Origin of the sequence: Dyella lutea, from assembly GCF_024158035.1 — a bacterium.
Classification (GTDB): Bacteria; Pseudomonadota; Gammaproteobacteria; order Xanthomonadales; family Rhodanobacteraceae; genus Dyella_A; species Dyella_A lutea.
Genome location: NZ_JAMZEK010000001.1, coordinates 1,550,911 through 1,562,971, shown reverse-complemented (window position 1 = coordinate 1,562,971; position 12,061 = coordinate 1,550,911). Strand labels below are relative to the sequence as shown.

Annotated in this window: 12 protein-coding genes; 2 read left to right on the top strand and 10 right to left on the bottom strand. The window is 69.9% G+C overall.

The window, feature by feature from the left end; genetic code table 11:
- Nucleotides 1-94 precede the first annotated feature (94 nt).
- On the top strand, nucleotides 95-532 hold the full coding sequence (locus NC595_RS06855) for a DUF6491 family protein (RefSeq protein WP_253565591.1): 438 nt from the start codon (nucleotides 95-97) through the stop codon (nucleotides 530-532).
- 71 nt (nucleotides 533-603) lie between these two features.
- On the opposite strand, the gene NC595_RS06850 is transcribed toward NC595_RS06855, so the two are convergent.
- From NC595_RS06850 to NC595_RS06840, 3 genes are all read right to left on the bottom strand, one after another.
- The gene (locus tag NC595_RS06850) at nucleotides 604-1,038 is read right to left on the bottom strand and encodes a hypothetical protein (RefSeq protein WP_253565590.1); all 435 of its coding nucleotides are present in this window, start codon (nucleotides 1,036-1,038) and stop codon (nucleotides 604-606) included.
- Between the two features lie 65 nt (nucleotides 1,039-1,103).
- A complete protein-coding gene (gene rlmKL, locus NC595_RS06845; RefSeq protein ID WP_253565589.1) occupies nucleotides 1,104-3,290 on the bottom strand; it encodes a bifunctional 23S rRNA (guanine(2069)-N(7))-methyltransferase RlmK/23S rRNA (guanine(2445)-N(2))-methyltransferase RlmL in 2,187 nt (728 codons plus the stop codon).
- On the bottom strand, nucleotides 3,287-3,814 hold the full coding sequence (locus tag NC595_RS06840) for an alpha/beta hydrolase (protein ID WP_253565588.1): 528 nt from the start codon (nucleotides 3,812-3,814) through the stop codon (nucleotides 3,287-3,289). The genes rlmKL and NC595_RS06840 overlap by 4 nt, the downstream gene beginning before the upstream one ends.
- Nucleotides 3,815-3,875: 61 nt before the next feature.
- Here NC595_RS06840 and NC595_RS06835 point away from each other — a divergent pair, with 61 nt between their 5' ends.
- Nucleotides 3,876-4,445 carry an N-acetylmuramoyl-L-alanine amidase gene (locus NC595_RS06835; RefSeq protein WP_253565587.1) on the top strand — a complete coding sequence of 190 codons (570 nt, stop codon included), beginning with the start codon at nucleotides 3,876-3,878 and terminating at the stop codon, nucleotides 4,443-4,445.
- Here NC595_RS06835 and NC595_RS06830 read toward each other — a convergent pair.
- The 7 genes from NC595_RS06830 to fliF all read right to left on the bottom strand — a co-directional run bounded on the left by NC595_RS06830 (nucleotide 4,442) and on the right by fliF (nucleotide 12,027).
- On the bottom strand, nucleotides 4,442-5,050 hold the full coding sequence (locus tag NC595_RS06830) for a flavin reductase family protein (RefSeq protein WP_253565586.1): 609 nt from the start codon (nucleotides 5,048-5,050) through the stop codon (nucleotides 4,442-4,444). The genes NC595_RS06835 and NC595_RS06830 overlap by 4 nt on opposite strands.
- Before the next feature lie 94 nt (nucleotides 5,051-5,144).
- Nucleotides 5,145-6,383 (bottom strand): flagellar hook-length control protein FliK, encoded by a 1,239-nt coding sequence (locus NC595_RS06825; RefSeq protein ID WP_253565585.1) that lies wholly within the window; start codon nucleotides 6,381-6,383, stop codon nucleotides 5,145-5,147.
- A gap of 79 nt (nucleotides 6,384-6,462) precedes the next feature.
- The gene (fliJ, locus tag NC595_RS06820) at nucleotides 6,463-6,900 is read right to left on the bottom strand and encodes a flagellar export protein FliJ (RefSeq protein ID WP_253565584.1); all 438 of its coding nucleotides are present in this window, start codon (nucleotides 6,898-6,900) and stop codon (nucleotides 6,463-6,465) included.
- Nucleotides 6,897-8,261 (bottom strand): flagellar protein export ATPase FliI, encoded by a 1,365-nt coding sequence (gene fliI, locus NC595_RS06815; protein ID WP_343214893.1) that lies wholly within the window; start codon nucleotides 8,259-8,261, stop codon nucleotides 6,897-6,899. The genes fliJ and fliI overlap by 4 nt, the downstream gene beginning before the upstream one ends.
- A 427-nt stretch (nucleotides 8,262-8,688) precedes the next feature.
- Nucleotides 8,689-9,330: a flagellar assembly protein FliH gene (locus tag NC595_RS06810; protein WP_253565583.1), complete on the bottom strand. Its 642-nt coding sequence runs from the start codon at nucleotides 9,328-9,330 to the stop codon at nucleotides 8,689-8,691.
- A complete protein-coding gene (gene fliG / locus NC595_RS06805; protein ID WP_253565582.1) occupies nucleotides 9,330-10,334 on the bottom strand; it encodes a flagellar motor switch protein FliG in 1,005 nt (334 codons plus the stop codon). Before fliG ends, NC595_RS06810 begins: the two co-directional genes overlap by 1 nt.
- Nucleotides 10,327-12,027: a flagellar basal-body MS-ring/collar protein FliF gene (gene fliF, locus NC595_RS06800; RefSeq protein ID WP_253565581.1), complete on the bottom strand. Its 1,701-nt coding sequence runs from the start codon at nucleotides 12,025-12,027 to the stop codon at nucleotides 10,327-10,329. The genes fliG and fliF overlap by 8 nt, the downstream gene beginning before the upstream one ends.
- Nucleotides 12,028-12,061 lie beyond the last annotated feature (34 nt).

Below are 12,061 nucleotides of genomic sequence, written 5' to 3'. Positions count from 1 at the left end.
AGATCCTGTGATCCGCGGATGGCCGATAGTGGACACGCACATGCATTCCGTGTTGCATGTTTCACTGTCTCCCTGCCGATCGCGAGGTCCCATCGTGAGAACGGCCACCATCCTTCCTGTCCTGGCGTTGGCAACGAGCACCGGCGCCACCGCGCAGAGCGCACCGGTTCGCACACCGTTGCGGCCGATCAGCGAATGCATCCGTGTCGACCAGATCAACGAATGGCACATCGTCGACGACCGCACGGCCACCGTACGCACTGGTCCCAAGCGCTATGTGGTCGGGCTACAGGCCCGGTGCCCGCGACTGGGGCAGCCACCGGCCGGACTGATCTTCCACCCCAACCGATCGAATCTCGCGCTGGGCGTGTACCGGATCTGCGGCGAAGCAGGCGAGACGGTCAGCTCGTATCACCAGTCTCGATGCGCGATCCAGTCGGTGCGGATCGTCGACAAGGCAGAGTTCGACCAGCTTTCGGCAAAAGCGCGACGCAGCGGCAGTGCCGCCGACCAGCCCACCAGCAAGCCGTAGGGCGTGAACGAAAAACGCCCGGCCATGGCCGGGCGTTTTTTGGGTCGTACCTCGTCCCGTCGGAGAGTGGATCAATCGCCGTCGTCGTCGTAGCCGTCGTCACGCACGTAGCGGGTGTCGTAAGGATCGCTGTAGACCACGGTCCGGGTGACCACGCGCCGCTCGACCACCGGGCGATCCTCGTAGATCACCGTGGTGCGCGGGCGGGTATAGACCACCGGGGCGTCGTAGTAGACCGGGCGCGGGTTCACCGCTGCGTCGATCAGCCCGACCATTGCACCGGCGACCAGTGCACCGGCAATCCAGCGCCCGCCTTCCCAATGACCACCGCGGTGATAGCCGCCGTGGTAATAGCCACCGTGGTAGCCGTGATAACCACCGCGGTAGCCGTGGCCCCAGCCGTCGTGACCCCAGCCATGCGCGCTGGCGGCGAACGGCATGGCCAGCGCCGCGGCGATCATGACGCCGGCGGCTGCGAGTTTCTGTTTGCCAAGGATGCCAGTCATGCGAGCTACCTCCTTCGAATCTGAGAGCCATGCTCGGCTCGCGCCACTTAATCGCCACTGAAAATTCATCGACGCTTGATTCTTGCGCTGTCCCACGGATTTTCGTGCGACGGACCGTGCAGGCGCAGCAGCCAGCAGCCGTGGATGTCCGCCCGGCGGGCGAAATCGAACGGGATGCTCGGCCCGCTCCAATCCTCGATGCTGAACCGCTCCTCCAGCGCCGCGCGATCGAGCGCGAAGCGGCGGAAATTGTTCGAGAACACGATCACGCCACCGTGCGCCAGCCGGTCGCCGCAGGCGTTCAACAGGCCGACGTGGTCGCGCTGCACGTCGAAATCCTCGGCGCGCTTGGAGTTGGAGAAGGTCGGCGGATCGACGTAGATCAACCCGTAGCGTTCGCGGTCGGCGCGCAGGAAGGTCATCGCATCGGCCTGCATCAGCCGGTGCCGCGTGCCGCTGAAGCCGTTCAGCGCGAGGTTGCGCGACGCCCAGTCCAGGTAGGTGGCCGACAGGTCCACGCTGGTGGTGTCCTGCGCGCCGCCGGCCGCGGCATAGACGCTGGCCGTGGCGGTGTAGGCGAACAGGTTGAGGACACGCCGCCCCTTCGCCAGTTCGCGCAGCTTCGCCCGCACCAGCCGGTGGTCGAGGAACAGGCCGGTGTCCAGGTAGTCGGTGAGGTTCACCAGGAAGCGCAGGCCGCCCTCGGCCACCTCGACGAACTGGCCCTGCTGGTCGAAGTGACCGTACTTGGAGCCACCCTTGCCGCGTTCGCGGGTCTTCACCGCAACGTGGTCGCGCGGCACCTCGAACACCTCGCCGGCCACGCGCACCAGCTCGCGCAGGCGGGTCTGCGCCACCGCCGCGGGCACCTCGGCCGGCGCGCGGTATTCCTGCACGTGCAGCCAGCGCTCGCCGGCCGCGTTGCCGTAGACGTCGACGGCCGCGGCGTATTCGGGCAGATCCTGGTCGTAGGCGCGCCAGCAGTGGATGCCTTCGCGCTCCAGCCGCTTGCGCAGGTGGCGGACGTTCTTCTCCAGCCGGTTCTTCACCATCTGCGCGCCGGGCGACAGCGGCCTCGGCTCGCGCGCCACGGTCTCGCGGGCGTTCAGCTCGAAGGTCAGCAGCACCGTCTCCAGCGCACCGTTGTAGAGCGTGTACTTCTTGTCCGCGCGCAGCGGCATGGCGCGTCCCAGCTCGGCGTCACCGGCCAGCACGGCGGCACGCCAGCCGGCGAAATGCGCGCGCAGGGTTTCGCCCAGTGCGCGATACAGATGCGGCATCTGCTCGCGCTCGCCCAGCCGTTCGCCGTACGGCGGATTGGTGATCACCAGGCCGCGCGTCACGCCCGGCGGCGGCGCCGCATGGGTAGCGTCATGCCGGTCCAGCGTGAAGAAGCCGGCGACGCCCGCGGCCTGCGCGTTGCGCTTGGCGGTCTGCACCATGCGCGGATCGGCATCGGCGCCGAAGAAGCAGGCGCGCAGCGCGCGCAGGCCGGTCTCGGCACGCGCGCGGGCCTCCTCGTGCAGGCGCTTCCACAGCGCGATGTCATGCTGTGCCCAACCGAGGAAACCAAAGTATTCGCGATGCAGGCCCGGCGCCACGTCGGCGGCCATCCACGCGCCTTCGATCAGCAGCGTGCCCGAGCCGCACATCGGGTCCAGCAGCGCGCCGCCCTCGGCATAGACCTGCGGCCAGCCGCCCCGCAGCAGCATCGCCGCCGCCAGGTTTTCCTTCAGCGGCGCCTCGCCCTGCATCTCGCGCCAGCCGCGGCGATGCAGCGGGCTGCCGGAGAGATCCAGCGACAGCGTGGCGCGGTCGCGGCGCAGGCGCACGTTGATGCGCACATCAGGCTCGTCGGTGACCACGTCGGGACGCTGCCCGGTACGCTGGCGGAACTGGTCGACCACCGCGTCCTTCACCCGCTGGGCGAGGAACTGGCTGTGGTTGAGCTTGCTCTGGGTGGTGTGCGCGTCGACCGCCAGGGTGGCCCGCTCGGACAGGTGCACCGACCAGTCGACCAACTGCACGCCGGCGTACAGCGCCTCGTCGGTGGCCGCGTCGAACTCCGCCAGCGGCAGCAGCACGCGACTGGCCAGGCGCGACCACAGGCAGGCGCGGTAGGCGGTCTCCAGCGTGCCGGTGAAGCGCACGCCCGAGAGCGCCTCGTGCACGTCTTCGGCGCCGAGCGCCGCCAGTTCGTCTTTCAGCAGGTATTCCAGGCCTTTCGGGCAACTGGCGAAGAACGCGATCATGGGCGGCCCGCCACGTGCTCGAGGAACAACCGGAACTGGCCGGCGATCGCGTCCACGCTGGCCGACAGGCGATGGTCGTCGTCGAGGATCAGCAACGGCAGCTGCCGCCGCTCGGCAAAGGCGACCATGTCATCCAATGGGCAGAGTTCGTCTCGCCAGCCGTGGATCAGCACGGTGGGCACGTCGGGCGAGACGTCGAAATCCACCTCGCAGCCGGGGATGGACTCCGGCGTGGCCATCAGGAACAACCCCGCCACCGGTCGCTCGAGCGAGGCCAGCCCGGAAACGAACGCGCCCATGCTGGAACCAACCAGCACCGGCGGCACCGGCTGGGCCTGGATCGCTGCCTCCAGCCGCGCCAGGCGGGGTGCGACCGAGCCGGCCAGGCCGAGCGCGTCGTCCTCGCGATAGTCCGGACGCAGCGTCGACCAGCCCAGCGATTCGGCCAGCCGGGCCAGTACGCTGACCTTGGTGGCGTCGGGGCCGGATTCGGCACCGTGCGAGAGGATGATCGGGGGGCGCATGGCGGCGGCTCGGCGTGGCGGGTCGTTCATGATACCGCGGCACCGTGCGAGACTCCCGCGCATGCCCGTCACCGTCCACGACCATTTCCTGCCCTACGTCGACCGCCTTCAGGCGCGCCCGGCCGACACCGTCACCCTGGTGGTGATCCATTGCACCGAGCTGCCCGACCTGGCGATGGCCCGCACATACGGCGAGCGCGTGCTGCACGACAGCGGCACCGGCAACAGCGGCCACTACTACGTCGACCGCGACGGCTGCATCGAACGCTACGTGCCGGGCACCCGCGTGGCGCACCACGTGCGCGGGTACAACCCGGCGTCGATCGGCATCGAGCTGGTCAACACCGGGCGCTATCCGGACTGGTTCGACTCGCGTCACCAGGCGATGGACGAACCCTATCCGCCCGCGCAGATCGCAGCCCTGAGGGCGCTGCTGGCGCGGCTGCGCGAGGAGTTTCCGGCGCTGCGGCAGATCGCCGGCCACGAGGACCTGGACACCGCCCGCGTGCCGGCCAGCGACGATCCGTCGCTGCAGGTGCCGCGCAAGCGGGATCCTGGCCCGCGGTTCCCGTGGGAAGAAGTGCTGGCCGGCGCAAGGTTGGAGCGCATCTTCGGCGGATACCCGCGCTAGGGCGGGCGTTTCATCGCAAAGCGGTCGCGCGTGGTCGCGTACCACACGCCGCCCATGCGGCCGACCAGGTCGAGCTTGCCCGGATCGACATGACGCCCGTCGGCCATCACCGCGTCGTCGATGTGGGCCAGCAGTACGCGGGCGAAGATCAGGAAATGGCGCGGGCTTTCGTCCGGGTACGGGATGATCTCCGCCACTTCGCATTCGAACGCGACCGGTGCCCGCAGCAGCCGCGGCACGGCGACGCGGATGCCGGGCGCCGTCTCCAGGCCGCACACCTCGATCTCACTGACCTCCGGCGGCAGCGTGGCGGCCGACTCGTTCATCGCCGGCGCCATCGCGGCGTTGACCAGATGGATCACCAGCTGCCCGGTCTCCCGCGCATTGACCAGGGTGTCCTTCAGCCGCCCACCCGGATTGAGTCCGACATTGACCATCAACGTCGGCGGCTGGTCGCAGATCACCTGGAAGAAACTGAAGGGTGCCAGGTTGGTCACGCCCGCGGCGGAAACCGACGAAACCCAGGCGATCGGCCGCGGCGTCACGGTGGCGGTCAGCCAGCGGTAGGCCTCCTCGGCGCTGAGGCTGGCCAGATCCAGTTGCATCGTCGGGGTGTCCTTCGCGGAAAGCAGGCGCGCAGTCTAGCCTCCGCCGACCGTTCCGGTCGGGCGGATGGCGCCCTCCCGGCATCGAACTGCGTCAGGCGAACGCGTCGAGCAGGCCCACCGCGCTGATCGTCGCTGGGGCTGCGGCCACTTCGCCGATCGCCGCATCCGTCGCATCGCCGGCACCGCCGGACGACGAGGACGAGCGGCTGCCATCGCCGCCCCCGGCCGACTGCTGGCCGACCTGCGCCTGCCCCAGCGACAACCCCTGCTGGGCCAGCAGCGTGTCGAGCTGCGGCAGGGTCTGCTGCAACGCATGCACGGTCGCCGGGTGCTGGGCCGCGAAGGTCACGTCGACCTGCCCGTTGTGCTGCACGCTCACCTTCACGTCGAGCGAGCCGAGCTCCTCCGGATGCAGCTTGATCCGCGCCTGCTTGATGTCCTGCCCACCGAGCCAGGCCACCTGCTGGCCGAGCTGCTGGGTGAAGTCGGCGCTGCCGACCTGGCTGGTGATGGTGAGCGCGTGCGGCGCCGCCGTCAGCGGCGCGGAAGCGGCCGGTGAACCAGCCTGCATCAGTCCGGCCAGCGCATCGATGCTGCTCTTGTCGTCCTGCCGCATGGCGGCCTTCGGCAGGCCGGAGGCGAACAGATCGTTGAAGGAGGCCAGACCCTGCAGGGTCTGCCCCGTGCCGATCGCTGTTGGGCCGGCGTCGGTAGCGGTCGTGCTGTCGCTGGCCGTAGCAGCGACAGCGGCCGGATCGGTGCTGCCGGACACAGTGGCATCGACCGCGGCCGGACCACCCAGCGACGCCTTGAGAATGCTCGCCGCCATCACCTTGGCTGCACCGCCGGTGACGACCGAGGCATTGGCCGGCATGGCCTGTCCCAGCAACGCGAGCATCGCGCCGGCGACCGATGCGGCGCCACTGGCCGACGCATCGTCGTCGTGCGCCGCGGGCTTGTCGGTCGGGCCGTCGGAGCCGTCGGCAGTGTCGTCGGTCGTAGCCTGGGTCTTGACGCCGGCGACCAGCGACGTGGTGGTCGCGGCGCTGCCCTGATCCGCCGCCGCTTTCGCGGTGTCCTTGGGATCGTCGGCCTTCGGCTGGCTGTCCGCGCTCTTCGGCGTCGGCTTGCTGGCGCCGGTATCGGCGCGGCTGGCGGTGTCGGGGATGGACCGCGCCGCGTCCTTGCCGGACTGCTGCTGGCGCGCGGCGTCCAGGTGGCTGTCGAAAACGCGGGCCGCGTCACCGGAACCGGCGCGGGACTCGCTGGCCGGAGCGGCGGCGCTGGGCATGGCAACGGAAATCTTGGGGAGCGGTGCGGTGGCGGGCATGGTGACCTCGTCGGAAATTCGTCGCGGGCGACGTGTTACAGGCTGGGCAGCAAGGTTCGCGCCAACGGGCGCATGGCGGTCAGCGCGAGAGCCCCGGGGGGCGACGGTGCTGCATGCGCTCGTCCACATCGGACTGTTCGCGCCGGTCCTCGGCCTTGCGCTCGGCCTCGCGGTAGCGGCTCACCACGCTGTCCAGCGCCTTCTCCCGCGCGTGCGCCTCGCGCCAGTGGCCCCGCGCATGCTCTAGGTGACGCTGCTGGCGCTGCACTTCGGCCACCTGCTGGGCGATCGCCTGGTCGATGCGGTCGATGAACTGCTGCAGGTTGAGCAACGCCTGCACGCTGGTACCGCCGGCCTGGGCCGAGGCGTAGTCGTGCCGGTAGCGCTTGAGTTCCTCCAGCTGGTGTTCGGCACGGGCCAGCTTCTGCTGCTGCTCGGCCAGACGCTGCATGGCCTGGTCACGGCGGTCGTGTGCCTGGTCCACGGCCGGCTGCAGCCGATCGGCGCGCGAGCTCATGCCTCGCCCTCGCCGGTCAGCGCGCAAAGCGCCTCGATGCCCTGGACCAGGGTCACCGGCTCATCGACCTCCTGTTGCAGGAACGCGCGCAGCCGCGGCCACATCGTGATGGCGTGGTCGACCTGCGGATCGGAACCCTTCTGGTAGGCACCCACCGCGATCAGGTCGCGCTGCTGGCGGTAAGCCGAATAGATCTGGCGAAAGCGCTGCGCCGAGCGCAGGTGCTCGCGGCGGACCACCGCCGGCATCACGCGGCTGATCGAAGCCTCGATGTCGATCGCCGGGTAGTGGCCGGCCTCGGCCAGATCGCGCGAGAGCACGATGTGGCCGTCGAGGATCGCGCGCGCCGCGTCGGCGATCGGATCGTGGCGGTAGTCGTCGCCTTCGGTCAGCACCGTGTAGAAGGCGGTGATCGAACCGCGACCTTCGGCATCGTTGCCGGCGCGTTCGACGAGCGCCGGCAGCATCGCGAACACCGACGGCGGATAACCCTTGGTCGCCGGGGGCTCGCCAATCGCCAGGGCGATCTCGCGCTGCGCCTGGGCATAGCGGGTGAGCGAATCCATCAGCAGCAGCACGCGCAGCCCACGGTCGCGGAACCATTCGGCGATCGCGGTGGCGTACTGGGCGCCGCGCAGGCGCTTGAGCGGAGGCGCGTCGGCCGGCGCGGCGACGATCACCGCGCGGCGGCGCCCTTCCACGCCCAGCGTGTGCTCGACGAACTCCTTCACCTCGCGGCCGCGTTCGCCGATCAGCCCGACGACCACCACGTCGGCGTCGGTGTACTTGGTCATCATGCCCAGCAGCGTCGATTTGCCGACGCCGGAGCCGGCGAACAGGCCCAGTCGCTGGCCGCGGCCGACGGTGAGCAGCGCGTTGATCGCACGCACGCCGGTGTCCAGGCGGGTGTCGATCGGCTTGCGCTCCATCGGGTTGATCGGCTCGGCCTTCAGCGAGGCCTGCTCGTCGGTATCCAGCGGCCCCATGCCGTCCAGCGGCAGGCCGTCGGCACCGACCACGCGCCCGAGCAGGCCCTGCCCCACCGGCAGGCCGCCGGCGTGGGCGCAGGGACGGACCCGCGCATTCGGCAGCACGCCGTGCATCTCGCCCACCGGCATCAGCAGCAGGCGCTCATCGGCGAAGCCCACCACCTCGGTATCGAGCTGGTCGCCATCGGCGGAGTCCACCAGACAGCGCGAACCGAGCGCCGCTTCGCAGCCCTCCGCCTCGAGCGTCAGGCCGACCACGCGGCGCAACCGGCCTTCCACGGTAAGGGTATGCGCCAGCTCGGCGCGCCGGCCGCGACGGGCGAGCCGTTCGCGCCAGTATTCGCTGCGCCGTGCCAGCAGATCACCGCTCACCGCGAACTCCCGTTGCGAAGTGGTCGACGACGGGCCTGGACCGAAGGGAAATCGCGCCGCAGGTGGGCACCCGTGGGACGGGGGGATCGCTTGGGCCAACCTGCCATGCCGTCGGGGGAGGTAGACGGGGCGGTCGGCTTCGCGGGGGCCCACCAGCGGCGCGAAACGGAGAGGCTGCGGCAGCAACGCCGCCACAGCCTGCGAAGCAGGACAAGACGCAGGAACACCGTCACGCGGCCGGCCACCTGCGGGTGGCCGGAGCGGACATCGCGACGGGCGATGCGCGCGGCCAGGCGGGGATCGCCCGGCAAGTCGGCCAGTGCCACCCAGCCGGCCTGCGGCTGCGCGGCGCCATACATCGCGCGGTGTCTCAGAGTCGCCGGATGGACGGCCATCGAGACGACCTTGCCGGCGCGTGCGGGACGGGTCATGCCGTCACCTCGTCGCCGCCGTCGTCGTCCGAGCCGATACCCAGCACCGCGTCGACGATGGCCGCCAGACGCGTATCGACGCGGGCATCCAGTCGCGAACGCTCGCTCTCCAGCGCGCAGTCGCCCCGCGACAGCGCCGGATCGGGCAGCAGCTGCCAGTGTTCTTCGGCCACCTGGTGCTCGCGCAGCACCGCCAGGTCATCGGGATGCAAGCGCACGCGCACCTCACGGGCCGCGGACGGCAGCGCCCGCGCGGCCTGCTGCACGGCCTGCACGATCAGTGCCGGCGAAGTGGCCAGTTCGTGCGCGATCACCCGGCGGGCGATCACCGTGGCCAGTCGCGCCAGCTCCTGCTCGGTTGCCTCGTCGAGCGCTTCCAGCGGGCGCGCAGCGGCATCCAGCAGCGTCTCGAACTGCCGCACCATGGCTTCCCGCTCGCGCTTCGCGTCGGCCAGGCCCTCGGCGCGACCGGCGGCATAGCCTTCTTCGCGCGCCTGGCGCTCGAGCGCTTCCAGTTCGGCGACGGTCGGCGGGCCACCCTCTTCCGGCGTCGACTCGACGGCCAGGCGATCCACGACCGACGGCAGTTCCCAGCGCTGGAACCCGCTGAACGCGTCGCGGATGATCTGCGCGGCCATCAGACGAAGTCATCCCCGCCGGCAGAGAGCGTCAGCTGACCGGCATCGGCAAGGCGGCGGGCGATCATCAGGACTTCCTTCTGCGCCGCGTCGACTTCGCTCACGCGCACCGGACCGGACACTTCCAGGTCGTCGCGCAGCATGTCGGCGGCACGCTTGGACATGTTCGCGAAGATCTTCTCGCGGATGGCCGACTCGGCCCCCTTCAACGCCACCGTCAGGCGCGCCGACGGCACTTCGCGCAGCAGCGTCTGCATGCTGCGGTCGTCCAGTTCGGCCAGGTCGTCGAAGACGAACATCAGCTCCTCGATCTTGCCGCCCAGGCCGGCGTCCTGCGTGCGGATCGCCGACATCAGTTCGGCCTCGCGACTGGACTCCATCGAATTGAGGATGTCCGCGGCTGCCTTCAGGCCACCGACACTGGCCGACTTGAGCTTGTTGGAGCTGCCGGAGAACTGGCGCTCCATGATCTCGTCCAGCTCGTTCAGCGCATGCGGCTGCACGCCGTCGAGCGTGGCGATGCGCATGATCGCGTCCGAGCGCGTGCGCGGCGGCAGGTAGCCGAGCACCTCGGCCGCCTGGTCCGGTTCGAGGTGGGCCAGCACCAGGGCGATGATCTGCGGATGCTCCAGGTTGATCAGCTCGGCGATCGCGCGGCTTTCCATCCACTTGAGCGACTCCAGCCCCTTGCTGGAGCGACCTAGCAGGATACGATCGATCAGGCCACCCGCCTTGCTCTCGCCCAGGGCATTGGTGAGGATCTTGCGGATGTAGTCCTCGGTGCCGACGCCCAGCGCGGTCTGGTGCCCGACGTCCTCGTTGAGCCGGTTGAGCACGCCCTCGACTTCGTTGCGGGTGACGCTGGTGAGCCCGGCCATCGCCGAACCGACCGCTTGCACGTCGCGCGCGGACAGGTGCTTGAGCACCTCCGCGGCATCCTGCTCACCCAGCGTGAGCAGCAGGATCGCGGCCTGGCGGGCGCCGTCGGAAACCTGCTCAGCCATTGTCGCCCACCCAGTTGCGAACGACCTGCGCGACCTGCTTGGGGTTCTCGCTCACCATGCGCTTGGCCATGTTGATCTTCTGCTCGTAGGCAATTGCCTGCCCGATGCGGGCCGGCTCATCCTCCGGAATATCGGCGACCTGCACGGAAACTTTCGGCATCGGCGAGGGCAAGGCATTCGCCGCTTCGGCCGGACGGGCCGGACCGCGGCTCAGGCTCTTGAGCAGCGGCCGCAGCAGGCCGAAAGCCACCAGCAGCGCAACCAGGATGCCGCCGCCCTGCTTGATCAGATCGAGCATGCCGGGGCGCTGCCAGAACGACATCGTCGGCTCGCCGGTATCGTCGGAGCTGGGATCGCGATGGAACGCCTGGTTGACTACGCTCACCGTGTCGCCGCGCGCGGCGTTGAAGCCGACCGCGTTCTTGGCCAGGTCGGTCAGGTGGGCCAACTCCTGCGGACTGAACGGCTCGCTCTTGGCGTCCTTGCCGGTACCGACGGTCTTGTTGTCGACCACCACCGCGACGCTCAGTCGGGCCAGGCGGCCGGCCGGGTCGGTGACGTGGCTGATGGTGCGATCCAGTTCGAAGTTGCGGGTCGCACTGGAGGAACTCTCGGTGGGCGTGCTCGTGGCGGTCTTCGCCGTGGCCGCGGTGGCCGCGGCCGCACCGGCCTGCGGGTTGGCCGCGGTGGGCTGGGCCGGGGTATTCGGCGGCTGGTTGCTGAGCGCGCCCGGCACGCCGCTGCCCGCAGCGGTATCGGTGCGCTGCTCGCTGCTGGTCTGCTCGCTGCGCAGCGCGGAGTGATCGGGGTTGTAGGTTTCCGACGCCTTCTCGGTCTGGCTGAAGTCGAGGTCGACGTAGACCTGCGCGCGCACCTTGCCCGGGCCGACCAGCGGCGTCAGCAGTTCTTCGATGCGCTCGGCATAGGTGTTCTCGATGCGGGTGGCCAGGCGCAGCCGGGTGTCGCCCACCGATGCGGCGCTGTCCGGCGCATCGCCGGTCAGCAGCTGTCCCTGCTGGTCGACCACGGAGACCTGCTTGGGATCGAGGTCCGGCACGCTGGAAGAGACCAGGTGCACGATCGCCGCCACCTGGCTGGCGTCGAGCTGGCGGCCAGGGAACAGCGACACCAGCACCGAGGCGCTGGCCTGGTGGTTGTCGCGGATGAACGCCGACGGCTTGGGCAGCGCCAGGTGCACGCGCGCAGAGCGGACTGACTGCAGGCCGGCGATGGTGTTGCCCAGGTCTGTCTCGAGCATCTGCTGGTAGCGCGTGCGCTCGGCCAGGTCGCTCATGCCGAACGGCGAATCGGCCCCCGGGACGGTGGTGGCATTGGTGCTGCCCTGTGGCAGGCCCTGCCCGGCCAGACGCAGGCGGATCGACGCCAACTGCGACTGCGGAGCCATGATCGAAGCCCCGTCGGCGCTCAGCGTGTACGGCGTGTTGGTGGACTGCAGCGCCTGGGTGATCGCGGCGGCGTCCTTCTGGTCCAGCCCGGCGTACAGCAGGCCGTAGTTGGGCGAGCGCGACCACAGCACCACGGCCACGCCCATCGCCACGGCCAGCGCCACGCCGACCAGCAGCATCAGTTGGCGCGACGCCGGACTGCGCGCGATGTCGCGCAGGTCCAGGCGCGCGGCGGGGCGATCGCCGTCGACCTTCGGTTCCGTGGGGGTCATGCCGCCGTCTGCCATGGGGGGTGCTCGCTATCGGGGGTGCGGGGTGGGG

Coding starts and splice junctions, on each gene's coding strand:
- NC595_RS06810 (WP_253565583.1), bottom strand. CDS start 9,330: ATGGCCGCGCAGATCATCCGCGACGCGTTCAGCGGGTTCCAGCGCTGG.
- NC595_RS06825 (WP_253565585.1), bottom strand. CDS start 6,383: ATGCCCGCCACCGCACCGCTCCCCAAGATTTCCGTTGCCATGCCCAGC.
- NC595_RS06840 (WP_253565588.1), bottom strand. CDS start 3,814: ATGCGCCCCCCGATCATCCTCTCGCACGGTGCCGAATCCGGCCCCGAC.
- fliJ (WP_253565584.1), bottom strand. CDS start 6,900: ATGAGCTCGCGCGCCGATCGGCTGCAGCCGGCCGTGGACCAGGCACAC.
- fliG (WP_253565582.1), bottom strand. CDS start 10,334: ATGGCTGAGCAGGTTTCCGACGGCGCCCGCCAGGCCGCGATCCTGCTG.
- fliF (WP_253565581.1), bottom strand. CDS start 12,027: ATGGCAGACGGCGGCATGACCCCCACGGAACCGAAGGTCGACGGCGAT.
- NC595_RS06830 (WP_253565586.1), bottom strand. CDS start 5,050: ATGCAACTGGATCTGGCCAGCCTCAGCGCCGAGGAGGCCTACCGCTGG.
- NC595_RS06835 (WP_253565587.1), top strand. CDS start 3,876: ATGCCCGTCACCGTCCACGACCATTTCCTGCCCTACGTCGACCGCCTT.
- NC595_RS06850 (WP_253565590.1), bottom strand. CDS start 1,038: ATGACTGGCATCCTTGGCAAACAGAAACTCGCAGCCGCCGGCGTCATG.
- rlmKL (WP_253565589.1), bottom strand. CDS start 3,290: ATGATCGCGTTCTTCGCCAGTTGCCCGAAAGGCCTGGAATACCTGCTG.